This window comes from Burkholderia sp. A2 (genome assembly GCF_001729305.1).
GTDB classification, from domain to species: domain Bacteria; phylum Pseudomonadota; class Gammaproteobacteria; order Burkholderiales; family Burkholderiaceae; genus Burkholderia; species Burkholderia sola.
The window spans coordinates 1-17,436 of the sequence record NZ_LZXX01000102.1; the positions used below are offsets into that span (position 1 = coordinate 1).

Genomic DNA, 17,436 nt, shown 5'->3' on the forward strand with positions numbered 1-17,436 from the left:
TCGTGTGTGATACACACAACTCAAAATTACTGCTTCTTCCAAGATTGGTTCTGTTGGCCACGCCAGCAGAACAACCCTCTTTGCCTGATGACCATAGCGAGTCGGTCCCACCCCTTCCCATCCCGAACAGGACCGTGAAACGACTCTACGCCGATGATAGTGCGGATTCCCGTGTGAAAGTAGGTAATCGTCAGGCTCCCTTCAAGCCAGAAACCCCCGCCCGAACAGGCGGGGGTTTTTGCATTGGCGCGGCGGAAATGTGCACGATGCCCGGCATGGGCTGCAGCACGTCCTGAAAGGCTATGCGGCAGCGGACCCGAGTGACCGGCCCCCTGCAGTTCAGAACAATCCTCGCTTGTCACAGTTACTAACGGTATGGAGCATCGAGTACCGAGCTTCCAGACGGATAGTGACTTGCGGCGCTCACCATCGACAATGCGCTGATCACATCGGCGTGATGATGAGTCGCTTGTCCTCGACGGTGATCCGGACACGTTCTCCAGCCTCGAATCCCGCGTCCTCAAGCCATACTCCAGCCAATTTGATCCACGGGTAATACGTCGTGTTCAGTTTCCGGTGCGCTCTGATAGCACGGAGGACCCTAGACAAGGAATGATGACGTGCTGACTCTTGGACGGTGACGAAGCGTTCCGTTACGACAGGGCGTGACTTATGATTGGCGTTAGCCATTTCCGACTCCGGTGTTGAGTTGGTTGTGGTCAGCGGGTCGTATGGGTGGCAGCCCATGCGGCCCGCGCTTTTTGCGATGATGCCATTTGAGTCTACCTAACTGGGCATCTCGAAATATGGAAAATTCGGAGGATGGCCAAACGGCATAGTTAGAGAAGGAGTTCGCTGCATCTTGCAATCCAACCAATTGGAGTTCGCTGACCTGGTGTCGATGGATGAGCCCCAGGGTGTCAGGCTCGTAGTCCCCGGCATCAGAGCGACCGTTCTGCTCGGTATCGGCCATCGCGCCGGTAGCGTCAGTTCTCAGAGCTCAGAGTCTTCGAGCGGGAAGGGGCGCGTCGAACCAACATGACTCTCGGCGCCAGTCCTTCGGACGTCCGATTGCCGCTAAATGCGATCTCGTCCGTTGGTAGCTTCGTTCCTTTCTTGTTGAACAAGATGTGGCCTTCAGTTTGTGCATGCAGGATAAGAGCTCTTTCAATGACCTTGATTTGCTTTTTTGCTCTCTCGCGCGACTTGGTGTCGACGCCACAATAAATCAGAAATCGCTTTCCATTGGGAGCGCGCTCGATTGCACGCATAAGCGACAATGAATTCAAGTGCGATTTGATACGGCCACGGATCGAGAGAGTTTCGCCTATGTAAATAGGTGCGACATTTTTTCCATACGCCCGCCCAAAAATATAAACTCCGGGATGCGTTGGAAGTTGGGCAAGATCAAGCTCATAGATCAGGCCACCTGACGTGCCTTTTTTGAGGGGGATTGGCTGCGACCATGAGGCTTCGATTTTCATATCCTGTCCTGATATCGTCTCTCGACATTCTCTCTGTTGTAAGGTCTGCTGCGTGCGAACCTGTCCGCATTTCCCGGGATGCGGCAAATAGTATAGTCTCTTCGCCCTGTTCATTTCGTGCGATCCCAACACAATCGGGACGCAGCTGGTTGCAAGACATACCGTACCATTTATAGACTCTTCCGTCGTCCGAAACGAATTCATAGGCGGTCCCTACCTTGGCAAGAATCTGCCGCAGCTCGTCGAACTCGGCTCGTCTGTTTTTCTTGACCTTGAAGCACCGATCGACGGGTAACGAATTGTCCTCAGGAAAACCTTGCTTGCTCTCGCTGACGTTCTGCTGGGCGGCGGTCCGCTCGCTGTGCACAGATATCAATCGACGTTATCGAGATTGCCCAGGGACCGAACTATTGTGGCTTTTTGAGTGACTACTCGCTCTTAACTAATGACACGACATCCCCCCAAGAGACGCTAAGAGGTTCGCCGTAGGCTAGCCCCTGGCTTCTAACGTAAGCATCGATAGAGCGGGGCGAAAGTCGATCAAGCCACTGATCGCGGGCGAGCCATTGAATCTGGACACACCAATAGTTCCCCCGAGGCGCTGGATAGCCTGCCGCAGCCATTCCGGCTTCGGTGATTTCCTCTGCGTCAGAAACGATGCGAGCAAGCGCAACCTCATGTGTTGAGGGACAGTAAAGGAGTAGAAGCTGACTGCTCAGTAAGGTCGCGCCAGGATGAACACCTCCGCGGCGACCTTTAGCTCGAACGTTGTACGACTTACGTCCTCGAATCCAAGTCCAATGTTCGTGGCTTTTTACGAAGCCCAGAAGTACGCTCGCATCGGGGGGCGGTGAAGCGGACGCTTGAGCCGATCGCCGAAGCAGTGATGTGCCATATGTTTCCATCTGCCAGAATCGACCGCGCTCGTGCCTTGTTAGACGCGTTGCGACGTGGTCGAGCACATCGCTGATGAATCGTCGAAGTGCCGATGCGCCGCTTGCGATACCGGTGTCGGTTGGCCGCAGCACGAACGCCCCTAACCCCGGCAGGAGCTCGTGATACTCCGGGTATTTCAGGCCGTCTCCTTCATCATCTCCACCCGGATACAGCACATACGCACCCGCGGTTCGATGTATAGCGTCGCGGTATGCGTGCATCTTTAGTAGATCTTCACGTAGAACACCGCCCCGCTCCAACCGGGTGGGTGACTCCGAGCCAGAGGTGTCCGTTTGTTCGCTATCGGTACCGAAAATTTCTCGAACGAAATCGACTCGATACTTGGCGTCGAAATGAAGCGCGATAGGTTCAAAGGACGAAGGCTCATCATCGGCGGGACTGATCAACAACGAATAGTCCGGGCGCATTGGTCTCGTCCACGACGCGATACTTGCCGTGGCTCGGCGATAGGTTCGATTGAAGCAGAGTTCAATTCGCATACGTCGATCCAAGCGGTCGACGTCTCCGGAAAGAACAGTCTCTACGCCTGTGCGAATGCCAACAGTCAAACCATCTGGTCGAGCTTGTACCAACGGACTCAAATCGAACGCCTGACCCACGAGGTCCGCCACGACTTGCGAAAGCTGAATGAATGCCCAGTACTCGTAAAGCGTCGCGACATCGCGCTGGCCTGCGCCATAGACCTCGGGTGACGATTGCCAAGAGAGACGCGCTGCAAATTCAGTCTCCACGTAGGCCTTGAAGATATCCCGATAGCCTTCGCGTTTCTGGAGTACCTGATCGTCGGCTGGGAATCTTGTGAGTCGCCCAACATCGGTAAACAGGTCGCAGTGCAGCACCTCTTCCAACTGCGACATTACGCCAGAAATTTCGCGTTGCCCGCGGGTCGTCGCGGGGCTGGCCGCGGCTTTTGAAAGACCTCGCTCGATGTCGCCAAGTATCTGAAGCCAATGCTCCAGAGCGAATTTAACAAAGCGATTCGCGGTCGTGTCGTGCGTCGCTTCTGTTTGTGCGCGTTCAAAGTAGGACGGGACGGACTTGAGAGATCCGTCTGGCCAAGCCGATCTAGATCCGCCTTTGGCGAATTGGCGCAGTACACGTGAATCCGCTCGTATCCCGGCGCCAGCACGCACCATGTCGCTTGTCGTTTCCCATGCGGTGTGCGGACGCCGAATTATTTCGTGAAGCGCTCCTTGGAAGTTTTCGCTTTCGAACAAGGCGCGCAAAAATGTGAAGCGCTGATAGAGCGTAACGGCGTCACGTGTCTCGTCGAGTTCGAAGATTGCATCGCTCACTGCGAAACGGTCCATCACGAGCTCAGTCATGCGCTCAGAAATATCGCGCAGCATCCAGCGATACTCTGAAAGATACGAGAGTTTGCGCGATCGGACCTCAAGCTCCATCTGTCCGAGTGTTCTGGCGTCGGTACGGAGCACGACGCGTATGGTGCCGGTTGCAAGTCCGGGCCGTAGTCGACCAGACGCTCCGTCCGTGGTATCAGGTTGGAAAAGTTCTTCGGGATCGGCGATCAGCGGGCTATCGTTTGACCCGAGGATTTCCCAGGCGTATCGATATTCCATGCCCTCCAAAAGCTCAACCATACCTGCAGCAGCATTTTCCGTTGAAGTGCTATCGTCGGAGCACCAGAGCGTTGCTAACGGAGTGGCTGAGCGACGGGGTAACACTGCGATACGCAACTTTGCGGTGATGTTCCCCGTCGAGTCGCGAAGAAGTGCGATAGCTTCTGAAGCAGCACGCACGGCTTATTCCGTAAAGCTAGCAAATTGATTGGCACGCAGGCTTCGAAGCATGCGGACGGTCTTAGCATAGGCGATGGGAAGTGCGGCACCTTGCTCTGGCATTTCATCGATCGCAAATGTCGGAAGCTTGTCATCGGCCAGAATTGAATCCGGCAGGTCTCGACAGAACTGCGCCAGCGCCAGGAGTGGCAGTTCGAGGCGTCTGCGCGATCCATGCAATCTCGGCAGTACCTTTTGCATGACAATCCGGTCCACGATCGACGCTAGGCCGTTGATCCCAGCCTCTTGTGCCAAGGCTGCAAATCGTATTGCCTCATAGAAGACACGATGGCCGAACTCGAGGTTGTACCGACTGAGGAGTTCGTGCAACTGCCGCAGGCGCTGGTTCAGCTCGTTGAGCGTGTCACTCTGACGATCTCGATGCCAGTTGTCATCCTGCGCGATGCTCAGCAATCCCCTTACCAGCTCCTGATCCCCGGCAACGCATGGTTGCGGCTTGATCGCTTCGATCGAGAGGTCACTTGAGTGAACGCGAAACTCGAAAGTGTTGGCACGATCGAGAACTTTTGGCGAGAACATGTAGGTCGTTTCGTCGATGTTGACGGTGCCGACGATCCAGAGATTTCTCGGAAGCGGCAGTTGCTTTTCCGCGTTGGCCTTCAGTCGCCAGCAGTCGTCCGTTCCCTTGTGGAGGTTTGGAATACACGGTTGCCCCGACTCCATACCAGACAGTACATCGGCAAAGTAGCGCTCGACGTGTGCGAGGTTCATCTCATCCAAAAGTAGCAAGTATGGATGCTGTGGATCTGCTGCCGCCTTCAAGATGAACTCCAACGGCGCGGGAACGGACCACGCCCGGCGCCCGTCGAGTTCGCGCTTAAGGGCGTCTTCGTATCCAAACAACGCTTCTGCACCTGTCCAGTCGGGCCGGACTGCGGCGACGTGAAGTCGATCCTCGCCTAGCCACTCACCGAAGCGAATTGCAATTTGTGTCTTACCCGAACCAGAAAGTCCAGTCAGAATTGCTAGTGGCTTCGTGACCAGACTCGAAATGAAGGATGCGACAAGTCCATGGTGGTGATCACCGAACTTCACGCCACTAGTATGTAGGGCGTTGCTGAATGCATCGATCGCTGTGCGAAGGTCCGCTCTGACGGGGAGTGGTTCGTCCGAGTGCTCCGGTTCAATTGCATCTGGCAACTCGGCCGCATCGTTGCCGGCCAGAACTTGGCTATAGATGTCGATTACATCGTCCAAATCCTGTTGCAGCTCAGCCATTGGCAATGGTTGCGTGAGGTCGTACGTCGCGCGAACAAAGGATGTGTCATAGCGATCCGGCACTCGACCATATCGTCCTTTAAACCATTCCCTCACAGTTTGTGCCCCGGCCAGTTCGCCCCAGCTCAATCGGGAAGCACTCTCTTCGCTCACTCCATAGCACAGCAGTAATTGCTGCTGCTCCGCGTACAGAAGTAGGACGGGGTAAATGCCTTGGTTGACCGACTGTCCATCGCCAAGAAACGCGATCCAAGGAATCCGGGCAAAGTTGCCTTTGCCAAAACTCACTCGGACTTTTAGATCACGGTATGCGCTGAGGTAGCCCCTTGTTCCCAGTTCCTTTCCATCACTCGCTTGTTTGAGAAAGCGAGTGAGGAGCTCCGGAATGCCGTCTGACGAATCCTCTTTGGGTTCAACTTCGAAATCGAGACGTCGCAGCAACCGGAAGGCGGACGAAGCTTCGCCTCCGGAGAAAGCTGCACGATCTAGTGGCTCCCCCGTTGCTTGTTTCACAGCCAGGGACAGGACTAACTTTGGTGGGTAGCGCTTGCCGTCGTAAACCAAATCGTAGCCAGTGGATTCCGCGTCCTTCGGCACACCTTCTCGATCGATTTCGTGCAGAGCTAACCGAATGTGTTCCGCCGTTACGTTCTCTGTTGCTGCAGCGAATGTCTCGCTGCGCCACTCCCCCTTCAATGGAGGCACGTAATAGTCGAGCTGCGTCGTGCCACGCTCTGTTTCAAGGCGTTTTCGAATTGCTTGCAGTTCGCGGTCCAGTTGCACAGGATCCATGCGATTGACTACACGGCGCTCGTGCTTTGAATAGTGGCGAACAATAGTCTTGCGATCGTTCTGCCCAAAGATCCGTTCGAAGTCGTCGGGGAACAGCAGGAAGAGCAGCATGTGACGAAACTGTCTTGCTTCCCAATCGGGGACCTGGCGAAGCCATTCATCGAATGCCCAACCGTCACCGATCAACTCCAGTTGACGAATGCTGGTTAGCTCACTGAAGCGGCGGAGGAAGTTGATTAGGAAGACGAGCTCGCGCCATTGATTTTGATTGAAGCCGGGGCCGGCGCTACCGACACCTGCGAGCACGTCGTCATCTAGCCAGCGTGAGTCCGTCGGTAACGGTTCGCCGGACCACGACCAAATAGCCTGGATAGTCTTGCGTTTGTGGGCTGCTGTGAGGCTACTTGGGCAGAGGTACAACAACCACATCATTTCTGCGACCAGTTGCTTCGCGGAGTGCGCGGCCGGTGCGAGCTGACTCTCTAATTTCTCAAGAAACGTTCCGTCTCCGAGATCGGGGTTACGCACGAAGTGCTCGTCGAGCAAGTCGAGGGCTTGTAATGTCCAAAGCGATTGATTGGTCAGGACGGAGCGGCTGCCTAGGAGCGCCGTGTCGCGCCAGTGTATGGCCGCGTCTAAGATGGATTTAGGATCGTCGTCCCCGCAGTACCTGCTCATAAATCGCCCCGTAGTTTTTCGTATGTGTAGAGTTAGTCAATTGTATCGATAGATCGTCTGGACTGTGTTGTCGCAGCGCCGTGAGCGGCATGATTTGCCGGGAAATTTTGGGCAGCAGATTTGCAACGGCAAACGACCAGAAAGCCAAAAGCCCACCGAGGGGGTGGGGTAAACGCTTGATTATTTGGCGTGGCAGACGTGATCCGAATGTTCGACCTACTGATTAAGAGACCCGCTTCCTGCAAATAGGCAGAAATTAAAATGCGGTCAAATCAATGACTTGCAGCGCGGCCGCCGCTTTGGGATGTTCAGCTTCAGGGCTCGCCACATCCGGCGCACACGCGATTCGCTCAGCGACAGCCACGCCGCGATACGGCGATACCCAAAGCGTGGCACTTCCTGAGACGCTGCGATCAACCGCTCTCCCACAAGCTCTCCGGCTGCCTGGGCGTATAGGGCGGCACCCGGCGGCTCAACCCCAGGTAACAGCATGCCTTGCGTTGCGACAACCCCCGCCGGGTCGGGACTTCCAGCGCTTCGCGCCGGCCCGCCGGGGTGCTCATTTTTTTCGGCTGAACTCCTTCAGACCATCGATCACCAGCAGTTGCTCGGCAATCAGGCGCTTGAGCCGATCATTTTCCGATTCCAGTTCTTTGAGCCGACGGGCCTCGGCGACATCCATGCCGCCGAACTTGTTTCGCCAGCGGTAGAATGTCTGTTCGGTGATGTTGTGCCGTTTGCACAGATCTTTCACTGCCTCCTCGCGGCTCTCGGCTTCTCGCAGGATGCGGATGGTCTGTTCGTCGGTGTGGCGCTTCTTCATCGAGTTCTCCTTGCCTCTAGGATAAGAGAACTCACTTGCCGTTCGGCTACATGATCCGTCTCAGGTCAATGCCACGCAAAATGAAATTGTCAGCCGGAAAGACCGTAAGATTTTTACATCAATAGCCGCGTGGCATTGAAAAGCACGAGAGTCGGCCCTTTTCAGTCTCGGAATTATCCTAACTTTAGATCGGTAGCCACCAAGCACATGCGCACTCAACGGCACATTTAGTTCTCCGGGGCCCTATCCGAAAGACGAGCGTAAACTTGGCTGCCCAACCACTTAGACACCAGCTCACGCATCTCTGGCTTGCTCATGTAATCAGTGAATAGCTCTTCATTCAGCTCCATGCGCTCAATAAATAGTGACTCGAGGACCTGCTGAAATACGAGCTGGAACTTGTCTAGGGAGTTGACCTCGGCTGCCTTCTGCAGGGACTCGTTCTTGCTCGCGGCTTCGGTGATCTGATCGAAGAACAACTGATCTGCATCATTCAATTCGCCGCCGAAGCGCTGATTGATGATGTCGATTAGGCGCGAGAGCGAAACGGGTTCTTCACGCACCATGCCTGAGCCCACCTCTCGTGGACCATCAAGCGGTTTGGCATAGCCCTCATTGAGACTGATCGAGCCTTCGCTAATTTTCTGCAAGCGGTAGTAATCGAGTTCGACTTCCTCGTCGAACTGATAGCCCGGCCCGCTCTTGCGTTTGGGCAGCTTCAGCGCGAGATGGCGCAGATAGGTGAAGAGTTTTTCCAAATCGCTGTCCTGATAGGGAATCACTTGGCTCAGGAAACCGTACAGATTGCGAAAGGCCTGCAGCTTGCCGCGCCACAACTCCGCTTCATCCTCTTCGCTGTTCTGCAACTGCACAAAGCGCGCGACCGCCTGATCAAGAATCGCATTCATCAGCTTGTGGTCACCGGGGCTCTGGCGGCGTTTAGGCGCAAAGAACACATGCGCAAACTCGACAATCTCGGTTTGCAGGTAAATGCCCGAGGCATCCAGCTCGGCCTTCACCTCGTAGAGCTTGTCCGGATCGACATGCTCGCCCATCACCGAGCCGTCGTAGTACTGACGAAAGGCCTCCTGGATCTCGTCTGGCTCGTTGACGAAATCAAGCACGAAGGTATCGTCCTTGAGTGAATGTGTCCGGTTCAAGCGCGACAAGGTCTGTACGGCTTGAATGCCCGCTAGCCGCTTGTCCACGTACATGGTGTGCAACAACGGTTGGTCGAAGCCGGTCTGGTATTTCTCGGCCACCAGCAACACGCGGAAATCCGGTTTGGCGAAAGTGTCGGGCAACTCCTTTTCCTTCACCCCGCCATTCATCTCCACCTCGGTGTATGACTTTTCCGGAACCTTGTGGTCTTCCACTGCGCCCGAGAACGCCACAAGGCTCTTGATCGGGTATCCCTTCTCCTGGATGTAGCGGTCGAACTCTTGCTTGTAGCGCACCGCCTCCAAACGCGAGCCAGTCACAACCATCGCCTTGGCATGGCCGCCAATCTTGTGCCGGGTGAACTGCTGGAAATGCTCGACCATCACCTCGGTTTTCTGGCCGATGTTGTGCGGATGCAGGCGCATGAAGCGGGCCAGTGCCTTGGCCGCCTTCTTGCGCTCGACGTTGGGGTCGTCTTCGGCCTTCTTGATCAGCTTGTAATAGGTCTTGTAGGTGACGTAGCTCTTCAGCACGTCTTCAATGAAACCTTCCTCAATGGCTTGGCGCATGGTGTAGCGGTGGAAGGGTTCACCGCGGCGACCGAAGATCGCCAGCGTCTTGTGTTTGGGCGTGGCAGTGAAGGCAAAGAAGCTCATATTCGGCTGATGGCCACGCTTGGCCATGGAGCGGAACAGCCGTTCGAGTTCGACTTCGCCTTCCTCCTCGGCCATTTCTTGAGCTTTGCGGCGCAGCTCGGCACCACCCAACACGCTCTTGAGCTCGGTTGCCGTTTCGCCCGATTGCGAGCTGTGCGCCTCGTCGATGATCACCGCATACTTGCGCGTGGGCAAATGGCTTTTGCTGCCTTCCCCGCGTTCCTCGTTGAGCTTGGCCAGCTGCCCTGTCACGAACGGGAACTTCTGGAGCGTGGTGATAATGATGGGTACGCCCGCTTCGAGTGCCTCTGCGAGCTGGCGCGAGTCTTCGTCGATCTTCTGCACCACACCCTGGCGATGGTCGAACTGGTAGATCGTGTTCTGCAGCTGGCGATCCAGCACCACCCGGTCGGTGATGACCACCACGCTGTCGAACAGCCGTTCGTCGACTTCGTTGTGCAGGCTGGACAGACGGTGCGCCAACCAGGCAATGGTGTTGCTCTTACCGCTGCCGGCTGAATGCTCTACCAGATAGTTATGTCCCGTGCCTTCGCTTGCGGCAGCTGCCACCATCTGGCGTACCGCCTGCAACTGGTGGTAGCGCGGAAAGATCAGGCTTTCCTTGCGCACTTTTTTACCGTCGTCCGTGGTTTTCTCTTCCACATTCAGGTGCACAAAGCGGGCAAGTAGGTCGAGCAGGCTGTCGCGTTGCAGCACGTCTTCCCACAGGTAGGCCGTCTTGTAGTTACGGCCCTCGCGGTCGGGCGGATTGCCGGCACCGCCGTCCATGCCGCGATTGAAGGGCAGAAAGGTGGTGGATGAGCCCGCTAGGCGCGTGGCCATGTGCGCTTCTTCGGTATCAACCGCGAAATGCACCAACGTGCGCTTGGTGAACACGAAGATGGGCTCGCGCGGGTCACGGTCGTGACGGTACTGGTGGATCGCATTCGCCGCCGTCTGCCCGCTCAACGGATTCTTGAGTTCCAGCGTAGCGACTGGGATGCCGTTGACCGACAGCACCACATCCAGCGATTTTTCGGAGCGAGGGCTGAAATGCAGTTGCCGCGTCAGGCCCATTCGATTGGCCTGGTAGCGCGTTTCCAGATCCGGGTTCAGCCCGTGCGCCGGGCGGAAGAAAGCCACCCGCAGGGTCTTCCCGAAGCACTTGAACCCGTGGCGTAGTGTGGCCAGCGCGCCGTGCGTGTCCAGCCACTTGCACAACGATTCCAGCACCCGCCCGCTGGTCTGCGCACCGTGCAGTGCTTCCAGCTTCTCCCACACCTTGCCCTGGGTGGCGCGGATGAAGGCCAGAGCTTCTTCAGGGAAGATCGCCTGCTCGCGGTCGAAGGCCTTGTCAGCGACGCGCATATAACCATTGGTCAGCAAAACGGACTCAATGGCGGTTTCGAATGCGGCTTCGCTGGTGCGCTTCATACAGCGGCCCTCGCTTGTTTTTTTCGTAGCCAATAGACGACCACCTGCGCGAACTCCGGCAGGTCGCCGGGTCCGCTTCCATCCCATCTGGGCAGCTCACGCGCCGGATCAATGCGGCGGCCATCCTGCAGACGCTGTTGAAACGCCGTGAGCACTGCCTTACGGTTGTTCACAAGGCGAGACAGATTCAGGTTCAGCACCTCATTGACGGCCTTGTCGATGGCGCCATCATCTGCCTTGATGGTGCCATCGCCCAGGTAGCGAAACTGTCGCTCGATCGGGTGCGCCGGGTCACATACGCTGAAGCACAGATCGTTGTTGCCCTTGCGCGTATCGCAATGCTGCTCGCGTTCAGGCCGGCCGTGTCCGCCCAGACAGGCGCCGAGCAAATTACTGTAGTCGAGCTGCCGCTCAGGGTGGTCGGCCTGGCATTGCCAGTGCTCGATCTTCATGCCCTCGGGTGTGGCGCGGATACGCGACTGACAGTAGCAGCACAGACCGCGCTGTTCGGCCACCAATGCGTGCCGCAAGGCGGCCTTGTCGGTGTAGTTATCGTAGTCGGCATGCGGCTGCTGGCGATGCTGGGTCAAGGTGGCGGGCTCGAGCCCTTTCTGAATGGTGCGCATTTATTCTGCACCCTCCAGAAAGCGGATCAACGAACTAGCACGAATCAGCTCGGGCTCGTCCTCGCCCAGCTTCGTTTCCAGAGCCGCAATGGCCGCACGAGCATCGTCGAAACGCTCCTGGTCGATCAATGAGAAGAGTTCCTTGAGTGCGCCATCCACCTGCCGATTGCGCACCGGCGCGCCCATGAATTCCTGCAGGATGCGGTTGGCATCCATGCCATAGGCCTCGGTGGGCACGGTCACGCCGACCTTGCCATCCACGAACTCGAGGAAACGCACGCACCGTGCTGGCACCTCGCCCAGAACCAGAGGCGAATGCGTGGTCACCACGAACTGGCAGGCCTTGAAGGTGTTACGCAGACATAGCAGGACATCCCGCTGCCACTTCGGATGCAGGTGCAGCTCGATCTCGTCAATCAACACCAATGCCACTCCCTCAGCAATGGGGTTGTCGCTATCCGGGTTGGCAATGGCCAAGCGCCGGGTGAGGTCGAAAACCAGTGCCAACAGGCCGCGTTCACCGTCGGAGAGTTGCTCGAGAAACAACGGCTGGCCGCTCTTTGTCACGCTGAAGCGTGCCGGTCGTACATCGTAAAGCGCGAGATCGCGTACATCTGGAAGGAAAGTTTTGATTGCCTGTTCGAGCTGCTGGAATAACCGTTCTTTCGTAGAGGCCGCAAAGTCGGAAGCAACAACCCGATACCAGTTGGCAAAATCATTGAGCGATACTTCCAGTTGATTGAGGGCCTTGTCATAGGCAATCGCTGCGTCAAGCTTGCGTGGCTTGGGAAGCGCGGGTGGAAGTCGGGAAAGAAAGCGTGACGTTGTATAGAACACCGCGAGTGGCTGCTGACGACTGTCCTTCAGTGTGGCAACCAGTTCATCTGCGCCAGTGGCTGCATCGTCAGGCAATATGCGGACGGTAGAGATGTCCGAGGATTGATCAAGCTGAAGTTCAATCAATCTAATTTCATCGTTGATGTCCTTCTCTTCTTTAGAGCCCTTCTTTGTCTCACGGGTGGCAAAGCGGAGGTCGTCTCGGCGCTTTGTCAGAGCCTCTACTTTTTCAGCAGGCAGAGGGGCTGCGTGGGTCAGGTCGGTAGAAACCCTCGCCGTATCTAGATCAAGCGTAACTGACAGGGACAGCCCAGGCTTGCCGGATTGAACGTCGGTATCGCTTAGGCCAAGCGGAGACTCTCTGGAAACAGAGAACTTGGGCAGCCCCAACGACAACGCACACGTCAGAGCCTTCAACACCCCCGACTTTCCCACTCCATTCACGCCCGCAATTACCGTCACGTCATCGGCAAAGTTGAGGTCGAGCTGATCGAAGCCTCGATAGTTGGCAAGAGCGAGTTTCTTTAATTTCATTCGGTCATCTCCTCCAACGGGATTTGGCCGGTAACGGCGGCAGTGATCAGCGCGGAGCGGCGTTCGGTAAGTAGGCGCAACGAGTCTCGCAGTTCGCCACGTAATGTCTCAAACCGCGTATTCCTGACTATCAAGAACTGTTGGATCGCGAGCTGCTCGCTTACCGGTGGCAATGGAACCGGAAGCTCCTTGATGTTCGACCCAGAAATGGATGCCAGATTGGTCGAACGCTTAGCGCGACTCTCAAAGTAGCGCTTTGCCTGGAGTGTCGATGTCCAAAGCGCCAGCCAATCGGAATCAACTGAATGAGGCCGCACAGCAAAAACGTGGTTCTGATGGAGGCAAGGTGCTATTTCGTCTCGCCAAACGCAACCTCTGCCTAGCTTATCGATGTCACCGCCCTCGTTCATCAGTACATCGCCATATGCCAGAAGGTTCGATGCAGCCTCTGATGCGGGTACCTCAACTGTGGACACGTCGTCTAGCTTGAGGTATCCGTCCTGGACGTTTGCGACGCGTAGATACGGGTACTCGAGTAATTCCCCGGAATACTGCTTTCCGAGCGTCAGACCACCTCGAACCTCGGCGAGCTGCTTTAGACGCTGCACCCCCCAATGCGCTGGAATCTCGCCCAACCATTCCTGGCCGGAAGGTTTGAGCGGCGCATTTGGGGTGAGGCCGCGGGTGACGACGCGGCTGATAAGGGCTGCGCGCTTTTCTTCCAGCAGCGCCAGCATGCGTTCCTTCTCGGCGATTAGCCCGTTGATGCGGGCGGTTTCGCGGTCGAGGTAGTTGGCGATGGTTCGCTGAGCACCGATTTCCGGCAAACTGACCTTGATGTCGCCGAGATCTGAAGCATTGATTGCCGGATAGCTGACGCCGGTTGATCGGCTCTCGACCTCCCAAAGAAACCGGTTTGCACGAAGGGCATATTTGCAGAACTGGTGGTCAAGTAGGTTTGACGGCCTGACAACAGCAAATCCCGTTGAGACGATCAAATTATCCGGTGGGTTCTCGACCGGCGCTATAGCCTGCAGGTACGTGCGAACGGTTGAAATGATGACATCGCCATCACGCACGATGCGGCGAGCACGGCTGGGCGCATCCTCGAAGCGATAGTTGACGATGTCGTGGACTCGCCCTTGAGAATCAACGTTGCCGATATCGATGTAAGCCAACTCAGAATCAGCATCCGTGGACTCTGAGAGTGCCTCGTCGTTGATTGTCGCGGCGTACTTGAGGCGTTGCTCCGGAAACCGCGCTGTAGGCATCACGCCGTCACCTCCCGCAGCAACTCCAGAATCCGCTGTTCAACGCCAGCCAGTTCCGCATCTATCTCGTGCAGCGGGCGCGGCGGCTGGTACTGGAAAAACACGCGGTTGAAGTTGATCTCGTAGCCCACCTTGCCGATGCCGCCGTCCTGCTCGTCCTGCGTCTCGCGGTCGATCCAGGCATCTGGCACGTAGGGTCGCACTTCACGCAGGAAGTAGCTGACGATGTCTTCTTTCAGCGGAATGTTTTCGCCATCCTTGAGAGCCGGGTCGGCCTCGTACTCCACGAAGCCTTTTCTGCCATCGCGATGTAGGCCGAGCAGGACATACAGGCTCTGTGTGGTAAGGTCGGTGGGCAGAGTTTGGGCTGGGAAGTAGTTGGCATCCCCCAAAGGGTCTGCCTTGTGGTGTTTGGCAATCACCGGCGCTGCATCGGGATCCACGGTGGTAAAGCAGTCGCGGAAGATTTTCTTCTGCGCGGTGCCTTTGGCGCCCTTGGCCCAACCTTCAATGTTGTCGGGCAGGGTCCTGAACACCTGCTGTACGGTGGCCCAGGTCTGGTTCCAGTCCAGCAGCGATTCGGTGCCCAGTTCGTCCTGCACCGCTTCGAGGGCATCGAACAGTTCGGGGCAGGTATTGAGGAAACGCTCGCGGGCTTCGTCGGTAATCTGGAAACGCAGGCGCAGCGGGCGCAATACGGCAATGCGGCGATAGCCGAAGTCCGTGTTGTCAAACACGCGGCTGGTCTGACTGTTTTCCAGTGCGCCGTGTTCGCGGGTGACGGTATCGAGCGCAGCCTGATCGAGGTAACGGCGCTTGTCGCCCAGACTGCGCTTCATCGGCATGTAGCGCTCGCGGGCGTCAATGAGCTGGATCTTGCCCCGGCGCTGCGCGGCCTTGCGGTTGGTGACCACCCAAATGAAGGTGCCGATGCCGGTGTTATAGAACATCTGCTCGGGCAGCGCGACGATGGCTTCAAGCTGATCGCGCTCGATGATCCAGCGGCGGATTTCACTCTCGCCACTGCCGGCACCGCCAGTGAATAACGGTGAGCCATTGAATACGACGGCAGCGCGTGATCCGGGCTTACTGCGGTCGCCTGGCTTGTAGTCCTGGAACTTGCTCATCATGTAGAGCAGGAACAACAGGGCACCGTCGTTAATGCGCGGTAGCTTGCCGCTGTAGCCACGGAAGTTGGGCCAACCGTCGATGATTTTCTTCTCCGCTTTCCAGTCCACGCCGAAGGGTGGATTGGCCAGCAGGTAGTCGAAGCGGTGGTCGGGAAACGGGTCGTCGGTAAGGGTGTTACCCAGCACCACTTGCCCGTCCTTGTGGCCCTTGATCAACAGGTCGGAGGCGGCCACGGCGTAGGAGCGCGGGTTGTAGTCCTGCCCGAAGACCTTGACCGTGGCCTGTTCGTTATGGGCACGTATCCAGTTCTGCGCTTCGGCCAACATGCCACCGGTGCCGCATGCGGGGTCGCAGATGGTGACGATGACGCCGGCCTGGGTGAGCACGCTGGTGTCGGGCTCCAGCAGCAGGTTGACCATGAGCTGAATGACTTCACGCGGGGTGAAGTGGTCGCCAGCGGTTTCGTTTGCAGCCTCGTTGAAGCGCCGGATCAGGTCTTCGAACACCAGACCCATGGTGATGTTGTCCACTCGCCTGGGGTGCAGGTCGATCTCGGCGAACTGGGACACCACCTGGTAGAGACGGTTGGACGCTTCGAGCTTCTCGATCTCATTGTCGAACTCAAAGCGCTCGAAAATCTTGCGGACGTTCTCTGAGAAGCCGGCGATGTAGTCGGCCAGGTGGCGGCCTATGTTGTCGGGGTCGCCCTTGAGCTTCTGGAAGTCAAGCTGGCTGTGGTTGTGAAAACCCAGCGGGGTACCATCCTCGTCCTTGGACAGGTTGTTGAGGATGGCATCGATGTTCGGAATGTTCTTCGCCTTGAGCTGCTCGTACCGTTTGAGCACGGCCTCTTTGCTTGGCGCCAGCACGGCATCGAAGCGACGTAGCACGGTGAGCGGCAGCATGACACGCTCAAACTGTGGCGGACGGTAAGGGCCGCGCAGCAGGTCGGCCACCGACCAGATGAAATTGCCGAGTTGCTGAAAGTTAACGCTCATTGTTATTTAACTATCTTCTTGTGTTTATGCAGGCCAATCGCAATGTGCTTGTATTCCCCGACATTCAGCGCGCGGCGCATCTTGTCGGCGGCGGCCGAGAGGTCTTTTTCGATGCTCAATGTGATCTCCGGTGCAGCATTTTTGTGATTCCCTGGGTGTGGCTATGAGCAATGAAAGTCATGGATGACGTGGGGCGACGACACCGACATACTTGTACAACGTGGTGCGGGACACGCCGTAGCGTCGGGCCACTTCGGCAACCTGGATTTCCGGGTCCCGTAGCAGCGCCTTAATCTCGCGCACCTGCTTCTCCCCTAGCTTGGGCTTGCGACCGCCTGAGCGACCTCTAGCACGCGCAGCAGCGAGCCCGGCATGCGTGCGCTCACGGATCAGACTACGCTCGAACTCCGCAAGGGCCGCGAAGACGTGGAAGACCAGCTTGCCCGCAGCGCTGTTCGTCTCGATCTTCTCGGTGAGGCTCTCGAAGCTGATACCGCTGCGTTCGAGGTCCGCCACAATTTGCACCAGATCTGACAGGCTGCGACCGAGCCGATCGAGCCGCCACACCACTAGCGTATCGCCACTGCGGAGAGCCTTACGACATTGCTCTAGCTCTAAACGCTCAGCGTTTTTGCCGCTTGCAGCTTCCTCGTAGACGACATGGCAACCGGCCTGTTGAAGCGCGTCGCGCTGCAAGTCCAGATGCTGGTCCTCGGTGGAGACCCGAGCATACCCAATACGCTGATTCATTGACGAAACCCGGACATTGAAAACTTGACGGCAATATTAACTCGGCACCTAGCGTTTCGCTAGCCCGGAATGCCTTATTTCGCAATGTCCAGAAAATGACCGTTTTCGTGTCGAGATGCTGGAGTGACGGAATCGGTGTGGCCAGAAAAATAGCCCGGACGACATGGGTAGTCGAGCGGGCTACAACAGTGACTAAGTTTTCACGAACAGTGAGAAACCGGCTTCGTCTCAGAACACGTTTTTCACTATTTCTGGTGACCTACAAG

10 protein-coding genes, 1 rRNA gene and 1 pseudogene are annotated in these 17,436 nt (G+C 56.8%); 1 reads left to right on the forward strand and 11 read right to left on the reverse strand.

What is annotated here, in order from left to right; genetic code table 11:
• The first annotated feature begins 83 nt into the window (after positions 1-83).
• Positions 84-196: ribosomal RNA gene (gene rrf / locus A9Z05_RS20145) — 5S ribosomal RNA — on the forward strand.
• 248 nt (positions 197-444) lie between these two features.
• Here rrf and A9Z05_RS35010 read toward each other — a convergent pair.
• The 11 genes and pseudogenes from A9Z05_RS35010 to A9Z05_RS20185 all read right to left on the reverse strand — a co-directional run bounded on the left by A9Z05_RS35010 (position 445) and on the right by A9Z05_RS20185 (position 17,170).
• A complete protein-coding gene (locus A9Z05_RS35010; protein WP_371090905.1) occupies positions 445-747 on the reverse strand; it encodes a SymE family type I addiction module toxin in 303 nt (100 codons plus the stop codon).
• A gap of 239 nt (positions 748-986) precedes the next feature.
• Complete coding sequence (locus A9Z05_RS36305) at positions 987-1,484, reverse strand: GIY-YIG nuclease family protein (protein WP_141723448.1); 498 nt, start codon at positions 1,482-1,484, stop codon at positions 987-989.
• A gap of 428 nt (positions 1,485-1,912) precedes the next feature.
• The gene (locus A9Z05_RS35015; protein ID WP_084044350.1) at positions 1,913-4,201 is read right to left on the reverse strand and encodes a DUF2357 domain-containing protein; all 2,289 of its coding nucleotides are present in this window, start codon (positions 4,199-4,201) and stop codon (positions 1,913-1,915) included.
• A gap of 3 nt (positions 4,202-4,204) precedes the next feature.
• Entirely contained in the window at positions 4,205-6,817 is a 2,613-nt protein-coding gene (locus tag A9Z05_RS20150; protein ID WP_256122040.1) for an McrB family protein, read from the reverse strand.
• Positions 6,818-7,234: 417 nt separating this feature from the next.
• Positions 7,235-7,772, reverse strand: a pseudogene (locus tag A9Z05_RS36310) (transposase); the annotation flags it as partial.
• Between the two features lie 227 nt (positions 7,773-7,999).
• Positions 8,000-11,023 (reverse strand): type I restriction endonuclease subunit R, encoded by a 3,024-nt coding sequence (locus tag A9Z05_RS20160; RefSeq protein WP_069619633.1) that lies wholly within the window; start codon positions 11,021-11,023, stop codon positions 8,000-8,002.
• Positions 11,020-11,649, reverse strand: coding sequence for a retron system putative HNH endonuclease (locus tag A9Z05_RS20165; protein ID WP_069619634.1), 630 nt, complete (start codon positions 11,647-11,649; stop codon positions 11,020-11,022). The genes A9Z05_RS20160 and A9Z05_RS20165 overlap by 4 nt, the downstream gene beginning before the upstream one ends.
• Positions 11,650-13,020, reverse strand: a complete 1,371-nt coding sequence (locus tag A9Z05_RS20170) for an AAA family ATPase (protein WP_069619635.1) — start codon at positions 13,018-13,020, stop codon at positions 11,650-11,652.
• The gene (locus tag A9Z05_RS20175) at positions 13,017-14,291 is read right to left on the reverse strand and encodes a restriction endonuclease subunit S (RefSeq protein WP_069619636.1); all 1,275 of its coding nucleotides are present in this window, start codon (positions 14,289-14,291) and stop codon (positions 13,017-13,019) included. The genes A9Z05_RS20170 and A9Z05_RS20175 overlap by 4 nt, the downstream gene beginning before the upstream one ends.
• Entirely contained in the window at positions 14,291-16,420 is a 2,130-nt protein-coding gene (locus A9Z05_RS20180; protein ID WP_069619637.1) for a class I SAM-dependent DNA methyltransferase, read from the reverse strand. The genes A9Z05_RS20175 and A9Z05_RS20180 overlap by 1 nt, the downstream gene beginning before the upstream one ends.
• A gap of 177 nt (positions 16,421-16,597) precedes the next feature.
• Entirely contained in the window at positions 16,598-17,170 is a 573-nt protein-coding gene (locus tag A9Z05_RS20185) for a recombinase family protein (RefSeq protein WP_069619638.1), read from the reverse strand.
• Positions 17,171-17,436: the final 266 nt, after the last annotated feature.